We start from the raw sequence: 20,201 nt of genomic DNA on the forward strand, positions 1-20,201 counted from the left end.
AGTATCAACGTTGGAAGATGATGCGCGCGGGATTGCCGGCCACGGTCACCTGTGGCGGGACATCCTTCACCACTACGCTGCCAGCGCCGATCACCGCGCCATCGCCGACCGTGATCCCGGGGATCAGGGTGGAATGCGGGTGGATGACCACGTCGTTGCCGATGGTGACGCCGCCACCGACGAACACGAAGTTGCCGATCTGCACATAGTCGCCGATGCGCACGTCGTGGCCGATGATGGTGGTGGCGAGGATGGTGACGAACTCGCCGATGCGGCTGTCCGCACCGATCCCCACACCGACCTCGAACAGGCTGCCACGTCCGATCGGGGTAGGCGAGGCCTCGCGTAGGCGCGGGCGCAGCACCATGAAGTCCGCGCCGCGCGCCAGCAGGGGCTGGCTGTAGCGGCGGCGGGCGGCCGGGTCGCCGAGCGCGCAGACGAACAGGTCGCCGGGGACGGGCGTGTAGCTGTCCGGATCGCCGACGATCGGCCAGGGGCTGGTCGCCGCCAACGCGCTGCGGCTATCGAGGAAGCCCTTGATGTCCCAGGCGTGTCCGTAGGCCGGGTCGTCATGGCGTGCCATCGCCGCGATGCCGCGACCGAAGCCGCCGGCACCGATGATCAGCACGTGTTGTGGAGGGCCGTTATTCATGCGAACTCCACGCCGCCGTCCATGCTGAAAGCCTGCCCGGTCACTTTGCTGCTGGCGTCGGAGAGGAAGTACAGGCAGGCCAGGGCGACGTCGTCGGGCTCGCCGATGCCGAGCGGATAGCGCTTGCGGCTTTCCTCGAACCAGGCCTTGTCTTCGCTGATCAACGAGGTCTCGACCAGGCCAGGGCACAGCGCATTCGCACGGATCTTGCGTCGCGCCAGTTCCAGCGCCAGCGGCCGCAACATGCCGATCAGCGCGGCCTTGGAACCGGCGTAGGGTCCGACGCCGACGGTGCCGGTGAGCGCGGCAATGGAGGAGAGGAAGACGATGGAACCACCGGGACGCAGCGACTGGCGCGCGAGCAGATGTCGGGTGAGCATCGTCGGCGCGATGTAGTTGATCGTCGTCACTTCGGTGAGGAAGCTCTCGCTGACCAGTTTCATCGGCGACAGGCCGCGGATGCCGGCGCTATGCACCACGCCGTCGAGCGGGCCGCTTTCGGCCGCCAGACGTTGCACTGTGGCCGCATCGCTCAGGTCGCCAGCGAAGAGGCGGTGGTCCTCGCCGGGTAATGCGTCCAAGACGGCTTGCAGTCGCGCTGTATCGCGCCCAGCGATGAGCAGGCGCGCACCGGCGTTGGCGCAGGCCCTGGCCACGGCTTCGCCAATGCCCTTGGACGCGCCAGTCACCAGCACCGTCTTGCCGTGTACCCCGTAGAGCTCGCGTAACAAGACGGATGTCGCATCCGCAACGGACATGGGGTTCTCCACGATCATAGGCGGATTGGCAGGGAGATCCCGCCGTCGATGGTCAAGGTGCTGCGGGTGATCCAGCGGCTGGCGTCGGACAGCAGGTAGACGGCGCCATTGGCGATATCGTTCGGGTCGATCCGTCCCAACGGAGTCAGCCCGATCTTGTCGTCCATGTCGGCGGTGCTGCCCAACTTGCTCAGCATCGGCGTGTCCACGTAGCCTGGGGCGATGCAGTTGGCGCGAATGCGATGTCTGGCGTTTTCCAGCGCCAACGAGCGCACCGCGGCTTCCAGCGCCGCTTTGGATGCGCCGTAACCTGCGCTGGCCTGTGGTGCCGCGCGTGCGGTCAAGGCGGACACGTACACCAGCGCCGCGCCTTCGTGCAGGCGGCGTTTGGCCAGCAATTGCTGGGTCAGCAGGATCGGCGCCAGATAGTTCACTGCCAGCATCTGTTGCAGGTGTTTTTCCGCCGCCATCCGGAACGGCACCAGCGCGGCGATGCCGGCGCAGGAGGCGAGGCCCTGGTAATGCGTTGCGGCGTCCAGCAACCGGGTGCGAGTGGCGTCCTCGGTCAGGTCACCGGCGACTGTGCGATGGTCGCCACCGTGCAGGGTGGAAGCCACCGCGTGCAGCCGTGCCTCGTCGCGTCCATTCAGTACCAGCGTCGCTCCCAGCCTTGCACATAGCGTGGCGACGGCGGCACCGATGCCGGAGGAGGCGCCGGTCACCAGGATGGTCTTGCCCTGGAGTGCGAAGGCGTCTGTGCTTGCGACAGGCGCCATCGTCACGACTCGATCAAATCGGGAAACACGGCTCCCTCGATGTCCACCAGGCAGGTGCCCCACGATAGGCCGATGCCGAAGCCGCATAGCAGCACGCGCTTGCGCCCGGATTCCAGTTGCTTGTTGATCCGGGCGGTCATCGTGACCGGAAGCGAAGCGCCACTGGTGTTGCCGAAGTCGTGCAGGGTGGAGGGGACTTTGTCCGCCGGCAGACCGAGCTTCTTGCGAATGGTCTCGTTGATTATCCGGTTGGCCTGGTGAAACACGAAGTAGTCGATCTGATCCTTGGACACGCCGCTGTAGTCGAGCAGCTTCTGCACCGCCGGCGGCACCCGTTGGGTGGAAAAACTCAGGACCGCCACGCCGTCCAGTTGCAGGTCCACGCCACGGTGCCAGTAGTCGTTCTCGTCGGCACGGTAGGGCATCAGATGCTGTATCCCGACCGGTTCGCGATGTCCGCCGACCGGCAGGATGATCGCGCGGTAGCCGCTACCGTCGCTGTTGAGATCGAAGTGCATGGGCGGTGCATCGGCACTGAATTCCAGTGCGGTCGCGGTGCCGGAATCGGAAAAGATCGGATCGTCGAAGGTGGCGCTGCGGTCGCCGACCAGCAGCAGGCCCTTCTTGACTCCACCGGAGGCGATCATCGAACCCAGTAGATTGATGCCGAACGGATATGCCGAGCAGCCCAGGTTGACGTCGAACGCGACCGTCGTATGCGATAGACCGAGGCGGTCTTGCAGGATGATCGCGGTCGCCGGAACCGGATAGTCCGGCGACTGCGTGACCACGATCAGCGCATCGATTTCCTCGCGCTGCCACTGCAGTTGTTCCAGCAGCACCTGTGTCGCATCGAATGCCAAGTCGGAAAAGCACTGCCAATCGGCGGCCATGCGCCGGGTTTCGATGCCGATGTTGCGCACCAGCCGCTCGCGCTCGGAGCGGATCTGCGGCCGGCAATCGGTCAGGTTGGAGACGATGCGCTTCGGGACGCAGGTCGCCATGCCGGCAAAACGCACATTGTGCAGCGTGGAAGTCGGCATGGACTATGCCTCGGTCAGCTGATAGAGGTCGCCTATGGTGATGGCCGCAGTCAGGTGCTCGCCGGTGATGGTCTTGCCGTATTCCATATCGAACATCACGATGACCCCCAAGGCCGCCAGCGAATCCCATTCGGGCAACGCGCGCAACACGGTTTCCAAGCTGACCTCAACTGGATTCTGGAAATCCGTCGCCGACAGGAAGTTTTCGATAAATGTTGCTTGGTTCATGCTATTTCCACGGGATGTGCGAAGGAGGAAGGGGTGCAATTGGAGGTGGTTGACGCGGATGCGCTGTCGCCCGCTGTGGCGATCAGATCGGAGATCGCATCGACCTGTTCCTGAGTCAGACCGGGATAGATCGGCAGGCACAACACGCGTTCGGACATCTGCCGGGCAACAGGCAGTCCGGCCGGGTCTGCGGAGGGCAGGTCACGGTACATGGGGAAATCGCTGATCAGCGGGTAGAAGTAGCGCCGCGCCAGAATGTCGTGGCTGCGCATCAAGCGATGCAGGGTGTCGCGATTCAATGGGAACGCTTCATCGACGAGAATCGGGAACGATGCGTAATTGGCCAGCCCTGGCGCGCGCGGTGGCAGGCAGCGCACTCCAGGCACCTGCGCCAGCCGTCGCCGGTAATGCGCATCGATCGCGCCGCGCTGCGCCAGCGCGGCGTCGATGTGCTGCAGTTGCAGCAGTCCGAATGCGGCGTTGATTTCGCTCATCTTGCCGTTGATGCCGGTGGCGACCACGGTAGTCTCATCGACGAAACCGAAGTTCTTGAGCCGGCTGATGCGCTGGTAGGTTTTCGCATCCGGGCACACGATGGCGCCGCCTTCGAAGGTGTTGAATACCTTGGTGGCATGGAAGCTGAGCACGCTCAGGTCGCCGTGACGCAGCAACGAGCCTCCCGCGTCCTTGACCCCGAACGCATGCGCCGCGTCGTAGATAATCTTGAGGTTGTAGGTGTCGGCGATGCGCTCGATCGCGGCGGTGTCGCAGGGCGTGCCGTAGCAATGCACCGGCATGATCGCCGTGGTCTGCGGGGTGATCGCCGCCTCGATCTTGAGCGGATCCAGGTTCATCGTCAGCGGGTCGATGTCCACGAACACCGGTTTGATCCCTCTCCACAATAGGGCATGTGCGGTGGCGACGAACGAGTAGGGTGTGGTGATGACCTCTCCGGTGATGCGTAACGCCTGCAGCGCGGTGAGCAAGGCGAGTGTGCCGTTGGTCAGCAGCGCTAGATGGCTGACACCCAGGTAATCCGCCAGCGCCTTTTCCAGTGCCTGGTGCATGTCGCCTCCGTTGGTCAGGATGCGACTGCGCCAAATCTTTTCCAGATACGGGACGAACTCTTCCAGGGGCGGCAGCAGCGGACTGGTGACGGGGATGGGCATAGTGGCCTGCCTGGCGAGGGGTGGAGAATCCAAGGGCACGGATGTATGCGATCGGTTCACTGCAATGTGAAGCAAGCCACATGCCAATGATGCCTGTCCACTATCTTCGAGTCGCGTTGTCGCCACCGGCGTAGTGCTTGCGTGTGGTGTCGAAGTCAGCGTCTGCGAATGTATACGGTTCCTCTTTGCAGGCTACCAGAGGACGACGATAGCGATGAGAGGGTAATGTGCCGCGGCGGGTCGCTTCGGTCGTTTTTGCAGGCCGTCTTAGCTGGCCATTTCGGCCTGATCGCGATCAATGCCGTACTTGCGCAGTTTTTCGACCAATGTGGTGCGGCGAAGGCCCAGCAATTGCGCTGCGTGCGCGACCACACCTTGAGTGCGCTCCAGCGCCTCGTTGATGAGCGCTAACTCGATGTTGGCCATGTGTCCGCGCAGATCCAGTCCGCTCTCCGGCAGCGTTGCAGCCACCTGCGTCGCCTGCGATTGCTCCCCATACAGTTTGCCGCCGGTACGCAGGTCGACCACGTTGGGGAGCCGCCTTGGCTCCGTTGTCGCGATTGGCGACGGTGGCGCAGAGACGTCGATTGAGGAGGTGAAATCGCCACGGTAACGCGCCGGCAAGTCTTGCACACGCACGAGACTATCCGGGTGCAACACGGCCAAGCGTTCGACCAGATTGGTCAACTCGCGCACGTTGCCTGGCCACTCGTAGTTGCGCAATGCTTGCAACGCCTCTTCGGAAAAGCGTACTTCGCCGCGTCCAGTACGTGCCAGTTGCGCGGCGATCGTGTTGACCAGCGCGGGCAGGTCGTCGCTGCGTTCGCGTAGCGCCGGCATCTCAATCGGGAATACGTTGAGGCGGTAGAAGAGGTCTTCGCGGAACTGGTTGCCGGCGATGCGTTCTTCCAAGTTGCGGTGGGTTGCCGCAATCACCCGCACATTGCAGCGGATAGTGACGTTGCCGCCGACACGCTCGAAGCTGCGCTCCTGCAGGACGCGCAGCAGTTTGACCTGCATCGGCAGACTCATGTCGCCGATTTCGTCCAGCAACAGCGTGCCGCCTTCTGCCATCTCGAAGCGACCCTTGCGCGCGCTCAGTGCGCCGGTGAAGGATCCTTTTTCGTGGCCGAACAGCTCGCTTTCCAGTAGGTCTGGCGGGATCGCGCCGCAGTTGATCGCGACGAACGGGCCGTCGCAGCGTGGCGATTTCTGGTGGATCGCGCGGGCGACGACTTCCTTGCCGGTACCGGACTCGCCGAGTACCAAGACGGTGGTGTCAAAGGCAGCCACTTGGTCGATCAGCCGCCGCAACATGATGACCGCTTCGCTATTGCCGGTTGGCCCATTGTCTTGTGCGGCACCGGCCTGGTGCTCGGCATCCAGGCGTTTGAGGCTGGCGCGGCGCAGCAGGGTCTCCAGTTGCGCATGGCGCAGCGGGGCCTCCAGTTGCCACACATTGGCCTCGTGCAGGCCATGCCGTTGCGCGAACGCCTGGGCGTCGTCGTTGAGCAGTAGCACCGGCGGTGGCAACGGGCTGCGCGCGACCCAACCAAAAAACGCATCGGCCTGCGACTTATCCTCCAGTCCGCCGACCAGGATTGCCATCCACTCGCTCTGGCGGTGGCGACCCGGCTGGACGTCCGCTACATCGGTGACCCAGCGTGGGTTGAGATCCATGAACTCGAGCAGGCTGACAGTGCGCTCGGCGCGCGGGGCGTCGTCATCGATCACCAGGATCCGCGATTCGCTCATGTCGGTACTCCTTCGGTACGTAGCCCCTCCAGGATCGGCATGACTTCCTGGATATAGGACAGCTTGCTGACGAAGTTGTCGGCCCCGGCACGCATGGCATGCTCGCGGTGTTCGGCATCGTCGAAATGGCTGGCGATGACTATATATGGCGCCTGGTCCTGGGTCTTGATCAGGCGGGTGGCCTGCAGTCCACCCATTTCCGGCATCGCCAGATCCATCAGGACCACTTGCGGGCGTAGCGACTCGGAACGCTCGATGGCTTCCAGGCCATTGGCGGCGCTGCCGATCACGTCCATCCAATCCAGCTTGCGGAAGTGGCGCATCGCGGCGTTGATGAAGCCTTCGTGGTCGTCGACCAGAAGCACGGACAATTTGTTCATGTGCGGTAGTTTCCTTAGCCCGTGCGGGCCAGTAGTGGCTTGCTGCCGCGGCGGCGCTCGCGTGCCGGAGCGATATCCAATTGTTCACGATACTTGGCCACGGTGCGCCTGGCCACGTTGATCCCCTGGCGTGACAGTAGCGCAGCGATCGCCTCGTCGGCTAGCGGCCGGCTGCTAGGCTCGGATTCGATCAGCCGGCGCACCATCGCGCGCACCGCCTGGCCGGACACCGCCGCGCCTTCCAGGCGCACGGCGAAGAAGTGCTTCAGCTCGAAGGTGCCGCGCGGGGTTTGCAGATACTTGCCGGTGGTGATGCGCGAGATGGTGGACTCGTGCATGCCGATTGCATCGGCCACTTCTTTCAGGGTCAAAGGCGCCATGGCTTCTTCGCCCTTGTTCAGAAACGCGGATTGACGTTCGACGATGCTGCGCGTGGTGCGCAGCAGAGTCTCGTAGCGCATCGACAGGCCACGGGTCAGCCAGCGTGCCTCTTGCAGCATTTCGCGCAGTGGCTGCGCCGCTTCGCCGGCTTGGGCAAGGGCACGCTCGTGCATGGGGTTGATATTGACACGATGGGTGGTTGCCGGGTTCAGCGCCACGCGCCAGTTACCATCGGCCTGCCAGGCGACCACATCGGGGATGACATGGCCCAGATCCTGCGGTTGCAGGCTGTCGCCGGGGCGCGGTTGCAGCGACAGGATGAGCCGGATCGCCTCGCGGACGTCCTCGGTTTCGGCGTCGAGTTTGCGTGCAAGCAGTGCGTAGTCGTGGCTGGCCAGCAGATGCAGGTCGCCATCGAGGATGCGCGCGGCCAGATGGCGGCCGGGGACTGGGCCGGGCAGGTCGTGCAGTTGTACGTACAGGCACTCGCGTAGATCGCGTGCCGCCAGTCCGACAGGATCGCCGTGCAGCAGGCGCTGGCGCACCGTCTCTATCTGTGCGGCCGATAGGTCCAGGCGTGTACACGCCAGCAGGGTCAGCGTGTCCAGCGCGTCGTTGAGGTAACCGGCATCGTCGCAGTGCTCCAGCCAGAACGCAGCCGCTTCAATCTCGCGCGGGGGCAATTCCAGCGCCAGCCGTTGCAGGACGCGTAGGTGCGGGTCGGTGGACTCGCCAGCGGCGATATGCTTAAGGCGGTCGTACTCGCCGTCGTTCCAGCCGGCGGCCGGGACATCCCACATCGAGGATTCCGGTAATTCGTCGAATGCGGCGGTTTGTAGGACGGCTTCGACTGTGGTTTCCGGTTCGGCCACAGCCTCGGGTTCTTCCAGTTCCAGCAGCGGATTGTTTTCCAGCGCGCGCCGGATCTCCATTTCCAATTGCAAACCATCGAGCTGCAGCAGTCGGATCGACTGCAAGAGTTGCGGTGTTAGATGCAGTTGTTGGCCCAGTTGGGCGGAAACGGTCGGCTTCATGCGAACTTCCTCGGTTCGACGCAAAACCTTCAGCGCCTGTGGAATGCATAGTGCTTGCCGCCCGACGGTAACAGAATCAGGGGGTTTCTGAGCTGGGTAGTCAAATTCCTGACGGTCTGTAGGGAAAATCCTGACGGGCATGTCAGGAACGTCGGACTGTCGACGGTGTCAGGACAAGCTGGGCGGAGAGCTGCGACTTGGTTTTGTCTGTTCGTTCGGTACAGGCAAACGTCATGCCAACGCAAGGTGATGGAATGACGTCACGATCGTTCAGATCAGCTCGTTCTGGTGGCGTGCGGCCAGCAACACCAAGTCGTTGGCACGCCTGCAGCCTAGCGATTCCATCATCCGGGCGCGATGGGTTTCCACGGTCTTGACGCTGATGCCCAGGTCCGATGCGATTTCTTTGTTGCTTTGACCGCGGCCGATCTGACGCAATATCTCGCGTTGCCGTGGCGAAAGCGCGGCAATGCCGACGGGGCGTTCGCGCCCGAGCATCGGCGCGATCATTTTGGAGGAGATCTGCGGGCTCAAGAACATCTGGTTCGCACTGGCCGCGCGTAGCGCCAGCTCCAACTCCAATGGCGCGGCATCCTTGACGACGAAGCCGGTGGCGCCACGGTCCAGCGCATCGCGCACATGCACCGGGTCATCGTGCATGGACATCATCACCACGCGGGTTTTGGGTGCGCTTTGCAAGACATCGGTGAGCGCATCCAGTCCGCTACGTCCGGGCAGGGAGAGATCCATCAGCACCAGATCGGGGCGATGCAGGACGGTCAGGTCCAGCGCCTGCTGGGCATTGCTGGCCTCGGCGACCACATCGACGTCCGCAAACGTCTGTAGCAACCGGCTAAGGCCGGCGCGTACAAGGGTGTGATCGTCGACAATGATGACTCGCACGGTGCAAGATCCTTCTTTTCAGAATCGCACATTAGCCCAGTCGGCGGCTGCCGCCAACCTCGCCTTGGACACGGGACAGGGGGATGTGTGCTCAGCGGGCGCGCCTGCTGCTGGCGATCTGTCGGCGGTGCAGGCGAAACAGATGACGTTCCATCGCTTCTTCCATGCTTGGCGGTTGTGTCTCGAATTGTAGCCAGAGATGGAAGCGGCCCGCGTCATTGGCTTCGTCAAGAACCCGCACCGGCAGTTCCAGGTGATCGGGCAGCCAGTCGGAGGGTTGTAGCCGTAGTAGGCCTGCCGCCGCGGGGAGGGCGCCAGAGTGCTTGCTCAATTCCAGCCGGATGCCGCGCCGTGACCAGCGCACTGGGCGCAATGGCAGTATGTCTTCGTGTTGCCGGGCCAGCCGTCCTAGCAGTACCAGCATCAGGTCGAGCTTGGCGTCCATGCGTTGTAAGTGCAGGGAGGCATCGCCGCGCTCGTCGCTACCATCTTCGGCACGTAGATCCTCGACCTGGGCGAGTCCTCTCAGCAGTGTTTCGGCTGCGCTCAGGCGGCCAATGCCGTGACCAGGCACAAAGTCGGCAGGCAGTGTCAGTTCGCAGCTCAGCGTGTCGTGGAACAGCTCGGTCTCGGCACGATGCTGCAAGGTGCCGTCTGACGCGCCGTTCATCTCAGTAATCCAGCTTGCGCATATACGCGGGTGGCATTGTTGAAATAGCGATTGGCGCGCAACCAAACGGCGGCCTCGTCGCGCAACTGAAGCATTTGCGTGGTCAGCGCTTGTTGCTTTTGCAGCAGCTTCTGCAATGTTTCACGCGAGATATCGGCACCGTCTTGTTGCAGATATTGCTGCAGTTGCTGGGCGTGATCGGTGATGATGCGCTCGGCAAGAGCATGTTCGTCTGTCTTCAGTACCTGCTGCAACTGGGTCAGTTGGGCATGCAGCGAGTCGAAACTGATGGTTGGAGTGCTCATGCCACGGCGGCCGTGGCCACTTCCCGTTGCTGCGTGGGAATGGCGTTCCAAGCTGCGCGGATCTCGCTGAGCAATTCCAGCGATTCGATCAGCGCGCTTTCGTCGTTGTGAAGATTAGCTGCGGTTAGTTGGCGCATCACGTAGTCGTACAGGGCCGAGAGGTTGTTGGCGATCTCACCACCGGCTTCGTGATCGAGCGAGCCGTTGAGATGACTAACGATATCGCAGGCTTGGCCGATTGCCTTGCCCTTGCGCGCTTGGTCGCCCTGGGCCATGGATGCCTGCGCTTGGCGGATACGCTGACAGACACCATCGAACAACATCGCCACTAGTTTGTGCGGGTTCGCATCGGTAATGCTGGTGGAGATGCTCATCTTGCGGTACTGCTCGGCGCATTGGCGATTTGAACCATACATGTGAAAACCTCTCAAGTGCTTTATTTCATTGCACTACCACCAGTGGAGGAAAAATCCTGCAGTGGTTGCGTGCTGCCAGTCCGGAATGACTGTCGATACTAAAATATATCGGCTGAAACACGCTTGGACTTGAGTTGTTTTGACGCTGTTTTCATTATCCAAATTGCTTGGAAAGACCATCCATCACGCTCTGCATTTGTGCAACGAGCGTATTCATTGCGCTGAATCTGGCGTTGTACTGGTCGGTCAGTGTCGACATGCGTTTGTCCAGGTCGCTGAGTTGATCGGTCAGGTTACTGATGTGCTTGTTGAGCGCGTTGGTGCGCTGGGTCAGTGTTCCGTTGGTACCGTCCAGATTGCCGTTGAGTAGGGTGTTCATCCCTGTAGTGAAGCTGCCATTAGCACCTAGCATACCCTTGGCCGAAGCAGGATTACTGGCCATTGCGTTGTCGAACTTGCCGCTGTCGAAGCTCATCACGCCGTCCTTGTCGATGCTGACACCTAACGCGCTGAGGTTGACGATATTATCGCTGACCTGTTTGCGTAATGATTGCTGCAGACCGCGCACCATCGCGTCGCCGGTCAGCGGGGACGCTGTCTTGGTGGTTGCATTGTAGTCGCTGGAGGAGTTCAGTACGGTATTGGTTGCGTTGTAGGCACTGACGAGGGCGGTCAGGTTAGCTTTCAGCTTACTGTTGTCGTTGGCGATGCTGAGTTTGAATGTGCTGCCCGGCGTGGCCTTGGTCAGGTTCAGGACGACGCCAGGCGCTAGATCGGCGATGGAATTACTGCTAGAGGTGCGTGTGAAACCGTCCACACGCACGACCGCATCGGTTGCGGCGGTATTTTGGGTCATGCCGCTGGTGCTGCTACTGCCGCCAGTGCTGCTATTACTTGGATAGGCGAATGCGGCCAGGCCGCCGTCGCCACCGGATGCGGTGACGGTCAATGCACCCTTCGTGCCGGTATTCACCGCATTGAGGACAAGATGGTTGCCATCGTCCGCGTTGACCACGCTTGCGGTCACACCGTTGCCTCCGGCTGCCTTATTGATCGCTGCGGCGATATCGCTGAGTGTGCTGCCTGGGGCGATGGTGACATTGAGCGAGCTAGTGCCGTAGGCGATCGTCAATGTGCCGTTACCGACCGCCGTAGTGCTGGCATATGCAGCAGAAGTTAGCTTTTGCGCTTGCGCCAAGCTGACCACTTCCACGTTGTAATTGCCCGCAGTGCTGTTTGAGGTGACGCTGGCGGTATATCCGGCACCATCGGCCACAGTGGCGCTGAACGCACCTGTGTCGGCGCTGGAGGAGACGGAGTTGATCGCGGTCTGCAGATTGGACATCGCTCCCTTGATTGTCCCCAGTGCCGAGAGTTGGGCGGTCGAGGCGGTGCCGTCTTTGTTGATCCGATCTTCCTGTGGGGCGCGTTCCTGGGCGACCAGATTGGCGACGAAGGTCGGGATATCCAGGCCAGAGCCGATGGACGACATGATTGAAGAAGTAGCAGCCATGGTGGCCTTCCTTACGGTGACTGGCACAGGAATGTCCAGCGCTTGGGAGAACTATCGGCAGTCGGCCTCGATGCTTGAGTCTATTGTCTACAAATTGTGATGCCAGGGTTTGAAGGCAAATCCTGTGCCTAGCTATACATGGATAACAAAAAGCCCACCCTTGCGGGTGGGCTTGATGTGATCCGCTATGCCTATGCTTAGCCTTGCAGCAAGCTCAGCACGCTCTGCGGAGCCGACTTGGCCTGCGCCAGCATCGCGGTACCGGCCTGCTGCAGAATCTGCTCGCGGGTCAGATCGGCGGTTGCCTTAGCGTAGTCGGTGTCCTGGATGCGGCTGCGCGATGCAGACAGGTTTTCCGAAGTCGAGCTCAGGTTGGCGATGGTGGAGGTAAAGCGGTTCTGGATCGCACCCATGTCGGCGCGCGAGGAGTTGACTGCGTTCAGCGCGTTGTCGACGATGCTCAGGGCCTTCTGCGCACCTTGGAAGCTGGTGATGTCCAGATTCTGCACGACGCTCGTGGTGCCTGCAGCTGCAGTAGCGGAAGCTGCGATGCCGGCGTTGCTGAACGTGATGCCGGTTGCGCCAGTAGCGCTGCCAGCGGTGAAGGTGAAGTCCTGGCCACCCTTGATCGAGTCCAGCTGTAGCTGGCCGCTGGTGTTGACCGAGGCGTAGACGCCGGTCTGGTCCATCTTGTTGTTGATCGCGGCGACGATCTTGGTGGACACATCAGAACCTGCGTCGCCAGAGGCCACGTTGACCGCATCGATGGCGATGCCGTTGACCACCATGCCAGAGAAGCTGCCGCTGGCGGTCGCTGTGCCCGAGGCGAGTGCGGCCGAACCGGTCTGGGTGGCTGCGAAGCCGGTCTTGCCCAGCACATTGATGTTGGCGTCAACGATCGAGCTGATACCGATGGTCTGACCGGCGTTGGCGCCGACCTGGAACAGGGCGCCGGTGAACGAGCCATTCAGCAGCTTGGTGCCGTTGAAGTCGGTCTGGTTGGCGACGCGGTCGATTTCAGAGGTCAGCTGAGTGACTTCCGCATTGAGCGCCTGACGGTCGCTGGTAGAGTTGGTGGCGTTGGACGACTGCACCGCCAGTTCACGGATACGCTGCAGATTGTTGCCGATTTCGGCCATCGCACCTTCGGCCGTCTGCGACAGCGAGATGGCGTCGTTGGCGTTACGCGTGGCAACGTCCAGGCCGCGGATCTGGGTGGTGAAACCCTCGACGATCTTCTGACCGGCGGCGTCGTCTTTGGAGCTGTTGATTCTCTTACTCGTCGACAGCTGTTGAATCGTCGTCGCCAGGTTGGCGCTGTTGGTGTTGAGGTTGCGCTGAGCGTTCAGCGACATAATATTGGTGTTGATTACTTGTGCCATTTTGATATCTCCTCTAAGCGATTTATCCGGCAACCCAACGGTGCCTGGAGCCTCCGCAGGGGGGCCATCAATTGGCCGTTGCCGCTGCTGAGATAAATAACGGCTGCGTGACGACAAGCTTTAGCGATTTGCTGCGGAAAATATCGTGATCCATGATGTAGCAGCAATGCAGGCACGCGGCGAAGAGCTTGTTTCGGCAGCGCTTTGGCAAACTTTAGGGATCGGAACGGCTTGTTTGTGACGCCGTTTGCAATGACGATCTTTTTATAACGATTAAAGGCGGGGATGGATTGCGACGGCGTTGGTCCTTTTCCGTGCGTGAGTTAAATCGCCTGAAAAGTGATTTTGAGCATTGTCAAAAAATGTAGACGGGTTGTCGGCACAGAACTGCAGTCAAGTGATGTGCGTCACGCCGCGTGTCTGCGGCTATTTTTAGTGGTCGGCCTGGCCTGCTTCCGCAGGGCCAGTATATCGAGGCTGATCCGCTCGATTGGGACAAGCCCTATAGCGCAACTGCATGGGCGTCGAGATTGACCATGAATGGTGCTTGAATTGCCCTGGCCGTTAAACGGCCATCATTGCCTAGGGCCTGCCATCAATTGCTCGGATAGGCGATGCTTGTTGCCTGCCCCTTTTCGCCTCATCCTGCCATGGCACGTCGCTACGCCCTGCGAGACGATCTCGGCTTGGAACGCTGGATCGATGTCCAATGGCGTTGCTGCCGCGTGTTTGTCCCATCCTCTGTTAACGTCACCCTTGCCGAGCCGTTGGCGAGGATGTGTGTAATACCAGGATGATGGGCGTGCTTCAGCGGATCATACTGAACAGCGACATCGACTGCATCTGGGTGAAGATGGTCTGCGCCGCTTTCAGCGCCGATTGTTCCAACTGGTACTTGGAGATGGCGTCGGCGTAGTCCAGGTCGCGTACCGAGGACAGTGAGGTTTTCAACGAGACATCGTTGGCAGAGCGTAGATCGCCCGCATTGTCGATTGCCGCCAGCTGTGCGCCGCCAGAAGCGCGTGCATCGCTCATCTTCGAGGTAACCTGACTGATGTCGCGCATCGACGATTGCAGTGCGTTCTGCAACGCTGCCTTGCCGGACGCTGTGACCGGATCGGTGTTCAGCGTGTTGACCAGGTCATCGATGGTGGAAAACACATCTTTGTTGGTCGATGCGCCGATCTGGAAACTGTCGCCAGCGGCGGGTGCGCCGTCCAGGTGCATGTTCAGGCCGGCAAAGTTGAGGGTTTCGCCGGCTGTATAGGTGCCGCTATTGATCACGGTACCGCTGCTGTCTTTCACCTGGTAGGTGGTGGGGTCGGTGAATACGACGCTATAGCTGCTCCCGTTCCAGCCTGGACTACTGCCGTCGCGACTGAAGTCCAGCAGCAGCCCGGTACCGGTGTTGTTGGCGGCGGCGTGCGCATCGACGGTGCCGTCGCCGGTACGGATGCGCATGAAGATCTCGCTGCCGGGCAGGGTGTCGCTGACCTTGGTGTCCGGCGCCACTTCCACGGTGCGCTGGGTTTGATTGCCATTGTAGACAGCCTGACCGTTCACCATGGAAAACGGTGGATTGCCGTCTGCTGTGCCACCGAACAGGTAGCGACCGGATCCATCGGTGCTGTTGGACAGGCTGAGCAGGCTGTCGTGCAGTGTCTTGAGTTCCGAGGCGATCGCCTTGCGGTCGGAGGTGTTCAGGGCGCCGCTGTTGGCCTGCACGGTCAGATCGTTGACTCGCGCCATCAGGCTCCCGGCCTGAGATAGCGTGTTCTCCTGCAGGTTGAGTCGGTTCTGCACGATGTTGGCGTTCTGGCCGAACTGGGCCAGCGCGGCGTCCGCGCGATCCATGGTGACCGCGGTGCCAAAGGCGACCGGGTCGTCGGCGGCGGTGACCAGGCGCTGTCCGGTGGACAACTGCGTCTGCAGGTGCGCGATCTTGGCCTGTTTGTCGATCATGGTGTTGAGCGACTGGTTGAAGATCATGCCGCTGGAGATGCGCGTACTCATCGGATCGCACTCAAAATAGATTGAAACATCGTGTCCGCAGTGGAAATGATATGCGAGGCCGCTTCATAGGCCTGTTGCAGCTGGAGCATGTTGGCCGCTTCCTCGTCGAGATTGACTCCGGAAAGCGAATCGCGTGCATCCTTCGCATTACTCTGGATCACATTCTGCGCATCGGATGAATATTGCGCCTGACGTGCTGCCGAACCGATGGTGGTGCTCAGTCCTGCAACCGCGCCGTTGAGGGTGATGGTGCCGCTATTGAACGCCTTGGCGTTGTCCAAGTGCGAGAGCAATTGGGCGTTGCCGTTGTCGCTGGAGCCTGGGCCAGTGGAGCTGACCGCGAAGCTGTCGCCTGGGGAGGGTTTGCCGTCCAGCGTCAGGCTCCAGCCGTTGGCGCTGATGGTCTGCCCGGCGGTATAGGCAAATGGCCCGGTCCCATCGATGGTGTAATGGGTGGCATCGACGAACGCGATGTTGGACGGTGTCAACAGGTTGGCGTTGGTTGCATCCACCGCCTGCACCTTGCTGACGATACCGGTTCCCTGGTTGTTCAAGCTGACCGTGGCCTTGATCGGCGTGGCCGCCGCGATCCGCGACGGATCGGTGATGGCGACGGACAAGTTGTTGATGACGCTGGCGGTGGGCTGCACCAGGAATTTGTCCCCGGCTGCGGCGGTACCTGAGACCTGCAGGGACACGCCATTCACCATGAACGGATCGGCGCCCGTGCCGCTGCCGGTCATGGCGACACTGGCCCCCGTATCGGCGCGGCTGGCGCTCCAAGTACTGCCGTTATAGGTGAGCAGTAGATTCTGCCCGTCGAGCTTGCTCACATCGCTGACGTTGGTGGTGAACGCCGCATTGCCGGTGTTGGCGCTGTTGCCGTTGACGGTCGGTGGTGGCAGGTTGAAGAAATTGCCGCCCATCTGGCCGTATAGGTCCATGCCGGCTTTGTGCTGCTGGTTGTAACTGCTGGCCAGACCGGTGGCGATGCGGCCCAACTCGGCCGTGGTCGGATCCAGCACCGAACTGCGGAATTCCAGGTAGCCACCGATCTGTCCGCCGAGCGCCTGGCTGCTCAGCGGGGTCGAGCCGCCTGGCGTCTTCAGCGCGATCTGCAGCCGCTGCGGTTGGTAGGGATCCTGTGTCGTGACCAGGACCGACGCGGTGGTCCCGACCACCATCGCCTGGCCGCCAGCGGTGTAGACGTTCATCGCCCCGCCGTCTTGCTGGACCACACTGCCGCCGGTATAGCTGACCAGTTGGCTGATTAACTGATCGCGGTGATCCAGCAGATCCGGTGGGGCATCGGTGGCATTGCTGCCGATCTGGCCGTTGATCTTGGCGATCTCGGTGGCCAGGTTGTTGGCTTCGGTGGTACCCGACACCAACCCACCGTTGACTTCGTTGTTGAGCGAGTCGATCTGGCCGTTGAGTTGCTTGAACCGGGTGACCAGCGCATTGCCACTGTCCAGCAGACTCTGCCGGTTGGCGGTGGTGGGGGCGCTGGAGGACAAACTGCTGGTGGCGTCGAAGAAGTTCGACAACGGCCCGGCGATGCCGGTGGCCTTGTCGGAAAACACGCTATCGACGCGACTGGACATGTCCGACAACTGCTTCAGCCGGGCTGCCTCGCCGGTACTGTCGAACAGGCGCGAGATCGCCAACTGGTCGGCAACGCGCGAGATATCGCTGATATGGGTGCCATTGCCGACGTAGTAATTGCCGAACTGATTCGGCACGTTGGTGGCAAAGCTGGTGCGTTGCCGGCTATAGCCATCGGTATTGGCGTTGGCGACATTGTGACTGACGGTTTGCAGTGCGCGCTGGAAAGCGAGCAGGGCGCCGGTACCGGTGGACATGACGGACATGGATGGCTACCTCAGCGTCGCATGATGCTGGAGGGATCGACACTGCTGGCGATCATGCCAATGCCGTTGGCTGCCGCGTTGCCGATCGCCGCGACAGCGCGGCCGATGATCGGCCCTGCTGCGATGGCGGCGATCTTGGACGCGTAGGACGGATCGGTGGCATAACCGGCGCGTTGCAGGCCCTGTGCGAAACCACGGATGTCGGTGCCAGCCTTCAACGCCTGTTGGTAGCGCGGGTTGGTCTTCAACATTTGCACGTAGTCGGCGAAGCTGTCTGCCGGGGACGCATAGGCGCGGAAGTCCGCGGTCTGCGACTGCTTGACCCCGTCGACATACTCGTGAGTCTTGGCGGTGATGCGGTCTCCACTCCAGCCGGTGGCTTTGATCCCGAACATGTTGTTCGAACTGGGGCTGTTGTTGTGCGCCATGCCATGGCGACCCCAACCGGTTTCCAGTGCAGCCTGCGCGACCAGTGCCCGCGCATCCACTCCCAGCTCGTGCGCGGCTTTTTGCGCATGGTTCCAGATTTTGGCGACGAAACCTTCCGGCGTGCGCTCGCCGAGGCTTGCCGCCGCTGCGTTGGCCGCGGCGGCGGCGCTTGGATCGATCACGGTGGCGCTATCGGCAGGCTTCTGGACGTTCGACCAGCGATCATCGGTGCTATCCCAGGACAGGCCGGCACTGCCATCGAGCTGGTTGACGCCGGGCGACTGCTGCTGGGCGTTGCTGGTGCGACCGGCGATCATGTCCAGCACTTGTTCGACCTGGTGCCGTGGTGTTCCCGCCACCTCCATGCCGCTCAACGGAGCGCTTTCAGCCCCATCGGCCGCTGCGGCGAGGGGAATGGCGCGGCTGCCCTGGTCCGATACCAGCGAATAAGCCTTTGCCGCTTTGGCCGCGCCGAGCGCGGTATTGGTGGCCGGCGCTGCGCTAGGTTGGCCGCCACCGAGTTGTTTGGCGATCAGTGCAGACAGGCCCAGCCCTTTACCGTCGGTCAAGCCTTTCGCCAACTGCTTGTCGTACATGTCGCGAAAGGTCTGGTTCTCGCCCGGAAACAGGGAATCGCCGAAACTGGCGTCGCGCATGCTCTTGACCAGCATGTTCGCAAACTGTCCTTCCAGCTGGCGCGACACCTTGTCGATCTTGGCGGGATCGTTCTGGGTGCTCGCGTGCAGGTCGAGGGGAGAGGCCGAAATGCGCATGTCAGATCACCTCCAGCTCCGCACTCAGGGCACCGGCCTGCTTGAGCGCTTCAAGAATTGCAATTAAATCGCCTGGCGCGGCGCCGACTTCGTTGACTGCGCGCACGATTTGATCAAGCGAGGTGCCGCCCTCGAACTTGAACATGCGGCTGCCTTCGTTGGTTGCGGTGATGGTCGACTTCGGTACCGCCACGGTCTGGCCATTGCTCAGCGCGTTTGGTTGGCTGACTTCCGTGCCTTCGCTAATGGTGACGGTCAGCGAGCCGTGCGAGATCGCCGCCGGGCTGACCCGTACTTGAGAGCCGATCACCACGGTGCCTGTGCGCGCGTTGACGACGACCTTGGCCGGCGCCGAACCGGGCGATAGCTCCACGTTTTCGATCCGCGCCAGCAGGCCGATCCTTGCGCTTTGATCGGTGGGCGAGCGTACTGCCACGGTGGAGCCGTCCACCGCGTGTGCGCTGCCGGGGCCGAAGGTATTTTCCAGCGCCGCGACCATCCGCTGACCTCCCCCCTATAATTTGGGCCGGCCAGAACCAGAAAATTCGGCGACACTTAGGCCTAAGGAGGCCCGTCGCCATGAAGAAGTCAAAGTTCACCGAAGAGCAGATCGCGTTCGCCCTGAGACAGGCCGAGACTGGCACGACGGTCGAGGAGATCTGCCGCAAGATGGGCATTAGCCAGGCCACGTTCTATGCGTGGCGCAAGAAGTTTGGCGGGCTCGGCGTGGCCGAACTGCGCCGGCTACGCCAGCTTGAGGAAGAGAACCGCAAGCTCAAGCAGCTAGTGGCCGATCTGAGCCTGGACAAGGTGATGTTGCAGGACGTGCTGTCAAAAAAGCTTTGAGGCCCACGCAGCGCAAGACGCTCGTGGGCCATCTGGTCGACCGGTATCGCGTTGGGGTTCGTCGAGCCTGCGCGGTCGTCAAGCAGAGTCGATCGGCTTGGTATTACCAGCCTCGGGATAATGATGATGCGCCACTGCTTCGACGGATCGAAGAGATTGCGGCCGTCCGGGTCCGCTATGGTTTCTGGCGGATTTTCGTTCTTTTGCGCCGGGAAGGCTGGACAGCCAACCACAAGCGTGTGTATCGGCTGTACTGCCAAGCTGGCCTTAACCTGCGGCGCAAACGTCCACGCAGACGCAAGGCTGCGGCACATCGCCTGGAACGCACGGTGCTGACCGGCCCCAATCAGGTTTGGAGCATGGACTTTGTTGCTGACGCCTTGTTCGACGGGCGCCGCTTCCGGGCCCTGACTGTCGTGGACAACTTCACCAAGGAGAGCTTGGTCATCGAAGTGAATCAGAACCTCAAAGGCGAAGACGTGGTGGCTGTGATGGAACGCTTGCGTCACCAACGCGATCTGCCGCAGCGCATCCAGACCGACAATGGGAGCGAGTTTATTTCGATGGTGATGGACCGCTGGGCCTACGACAACGGCGTGGTCATGGATTATTCCCGGCCCGGAAAACCGACCGACAACCCGTTCATCGAGTCGTTTAATGGCAGCTTCCGGGATGAGTGCCTCAACACGCATTGGTTCCTGTCGCTCGATGACGCCCGCCAGAAGATCGAAAACTGGAGGGTCGATTACAATCATTTCCGGACGCATTCCTCGATCGGCGACGTCCCGCCGGCCGAGTTTGCCGCCCAATTCACTTCCCCACCCAAAGCCGAATTTTCCAGTTCTGCGAGGGCCTAACGCGGGGAGGAGGTCAGGATGACGGACTTTACAGCTTCAACTGGTAC

Annotated in this window: 19 protein-coding genes and 1 pseudogene; 1 reads left to right on the plus strand and 19 read right to left on the minus strand. The window is 61.5% G+C overall.

Annotated elements, in window-relative coordinates; all coding sequences use genetic code 11:
• Window positions 1–4: 4 nt before the first annotated feature.
• The 19 genes and pseudogenes from XANALMUS060_RS02680 to XANALMUS060_RS02770 all read right to left on the minus strand — a co-directional run.
• Window positions 5–652, minus strand: a complete 648-nt coding sequence (locus XANALMUS060_RS02680; RefSeq protein ID WP_045736997.1) for a NeuD/PglB/VioB family sugar acetyltransferase — start codon at window positions 650–652, stop codon at window positions 5–7.
• Window positions 649–1,410: an SDR family oxidoreductase gene (locus XANALMUS060_RS02685; RefSeq protein WP_045737109.1), complete on the minus strand. Its 762-nt coding sequence runs from the start codon at window positions 1,408–1,410 to the stop codon at window positions 649–651. The genes XANALMUS060_RS02680 and XANALMUS060_RS02685 overlap by 4 nt, the downstream gene beginning before the upstream one ends.
• A gap of 14 nt (window positions 1,411–1,424) precedes the next feature.
• Window positions 1,425–2,186: an SDR family oxidoreductase gene (locus tag XANALMUS060_RS02690; RefSeq protein WP_045736998.1), complete on the minus strand. Its 762-nt coding sequence runs from the start codon at window positions 2,184–2,186 to the stop codon at window positions 1,425–1,427.
• A 2-nt stretch (window positions 2,187–2,188) separates the two neighbouring features.
• On the minus strand, window positions 2,189–3,229 hold the full coding sequence (locus XANALMUS060_RS02695; RefSeq protein ID WP_045736999.1) for a ketoacyl-ACP synthase III: 1,041 nt from the start codon (window positions 3,227–3,229) through the stop codon (window positions 2,189–2,191).
• Between the two features lie 3 nt (window positions 3,230–3,232).
• Window positions 3,233–3,457, minus strand: a complete 225-nt coding sequence (locus tag XANALMUS060_RS02700) for an acyl carrier protein (protein WP_045737000.1) — start codon at window positions 3,455–3,457, stop codon at window positions 3,233–3,235.
• A complete protein-coding gene (locus XANALMUS060_RS02705) occupies window positions 3,454–4,626 on the minus strand; it encodes a DegT/DnrJ/EryC1/StrS family aminotransferase (RefSeq protein WP_045727442.1) in 1,173 nt (390 codons plus the stop codon). The genes XANALMUS060_RS02700 and XANALMUS060_RS02705 overlap by 4 nt, the downstream gene beginning before the upstream one ends.
• Window positions 4,627–4,893: 267 nt before the next feature.
• Window positions 4,894–6,381: a sigma-54 dependent transcriptional regulator gene (locus XANALMUS060_RS02710; protein WP_045727443.1), complete on the minus strand. Its 1,488-nt coding sequence runs from the start codon at window positions 6,379–6,381 to the stop codon at window positions 4,894–4,896.
• Entirely contained in the window at window positions 6,378–6,761 is a 384-nt protein-coding gene (locus XANALMUS060_RS02715) for a response regulator transcription factor (protein WP_045727444.1), read from the minus strand. The genes XANALMUS060_RS02710 and XANALMUS060_RS02715 overlap by 4 nt, the downstream gene beginning before the upstream one ends.
• Window positions 6,762–6,775: 14 nt before the next feature.
• Entirely contained in the window at window positions 6,776–8,176 is a 1,401-nt protein-coding gene (gene rpoN / locus XANALMUS060_RS02720) for an RNA polymerase factor sigma-54 (protein WP_045737001.1), read from the minus strand.
• A 270-nt stretch (window positions 8,177–8,446) separates the two neighbouring features.
• Window positions 8,447–9,079 (minus strand): response regulator transcription factor, encoded by a 633-nt coding sequence (locus tag XANALMUS060_RS02725; protein WP_045727445.1) that lies wholly within the window; start codon window positions 9,077–9,079, stop codon window positions 8,447–8,449.
• 91 nt (window positions 9,080–9,170) lie between these two features.
• Window positions 9,171–9,749, minus strand: coding sequence for a PilZ domain-containing protein (locus XANALMUS060_RS02730; RefSeq protein WP_045737002.1), 579 nt, complete (start codon window positions 9,747–9,749; stop codon window positions 9,171–9,173).
• Window positions 9,746–10,054 carry a hypothetical protein gene (locus tag XANALMUS060_RS02735; protein ID WP_045737003.1) on the minus strand — a complete coding sequence of 103 codons (309 nt, stop codon included), beginning with the start codon at window positions 10,052–10,054 and terminating at the stop codon, window positions 9,746–9,748. The genes XANALMUS060_RS02730 and XANALMUS060_RS02735 overlap by 4 nt, the downstream gene beginning before the upstream one ends.
• Window positions 10,051–10,470, minus strand: coding sequence for a flagellar export chaperone FliS (gene fliS, locus XANALMUS060_RS02740; protein WP_045737004.1), 420 nt, complete (start codon window positions 10,468–10,470; stop codon window positions 10,051–10,053). The genes XANALMUS060_RS02735 and fliS overlap by 4 nt, the downstream gene beginning before the upstream one ends.
• A 154-nt stretch (window positions 10,471–10,624) precedes the next feature.
• Window positions 10,625–11,962, minus strand: a complete 1,338-nt coding sequence (gene fliD / locus XANALMUS060_RS02745; protein WP_082064815.1) for a flagellar filament capping protein FliD — start codon at window positions 11,960–11,962, stop codon at window positions 10,625–10,627.
• Between the two features lie 218 nt (window positions 11,963–12,180).
• Window positions 12,181–13,365 carry a flagellin gene (locus XANALMUS060_RS02750; protein ID WP_045737006.1) on the minus strand — a complete coding sequence of 395 codons (1,185 nt, stop codon included), beginning with the start codon at window positions 13,363–13,365 and terminating at the stop codon, window positions 12,181–12,183.
• Between the two features lie 807 nt (window positions 13,366–14,172).
• Complete coding sequence (gene flgL / locus XANALMUS060_RS02755) at window positions 14,173–15,378, minus strand: flagellar hook-associated protein FlgL (RefSeq protein ID WP_045737007.1); 1,206 nt, start codon at window positions 15,376–15,378, stop codon at window positions 14,173–14,175.
• On the minus strand, window positions 15,375–17,249 hold the full coding sequence (gene flgK / locus XANALMUS060_RS02760; protein WP_045737008.1) for a flagellar hook-associated protein FlgK: 1,875 nt from the start codon (window positions 17,247–17,249) through the stop codon (window positions 15,375–15,377). Before flgK ends, flgL begins: the two co-directional genes overlap by 4 nt.
• A gap of 11 nt (window positions 17,250–17,260) precedes the next feature.
• Window positions 17,261–18,451, minus strand: coding sequence for a glucosaminidase domain-containing protein (locus XANALMUS060_RS02765; RefSeq protein ID WP_045737009.1), 1,191 nt, complete (start codon window positions 18,449–18,451; stop codon window positions 17,261–17,263).
• A 1-nt stretch (window position 18,452) separates the two neighbouring features.
• Window positions 18,453–18,953, minus strand: a pseudogene (locus tag XANALMUS060_RS02770) (flagellar basal body P-ring protein FlgI); the annotation flags it as partial.
• Window positions 18,954–19,030: 77 nt separating this feature from the next.
• Between XANALMUS060_RS02770 and XANALMUS060_RS02780 the strand changes: the two are divergent.
• Window positions 19,031–20,154, plus strand: a protein-coding gene (locus XANALMUS060_RS02780; protein ID WP_152640366.1) for an IS3 family transposase whose coding sequence is annotated in 2 segments (ribosomal slippage) — window positions 19,031–19,295 and window positions 19,295–20,154 — 1,125 coding nt in all. Because the reading frame shifts where the segments join, the coding sequence is not laid out codon by codon here.
• The last annotated feature ends 47 nt before the right edge of the window (window positions 20,155–20,201 follow it).

It is taken from the genome of Xanthomonas sp. MUS 060 (assembly GCF_000963215.1).
Taxonomy (GTDB): Bacteria; Pseudomonadota; Gammaproteobacteria; order Xanthomonadales; family Xanthomonadaceae; genus Xanthomonas_A.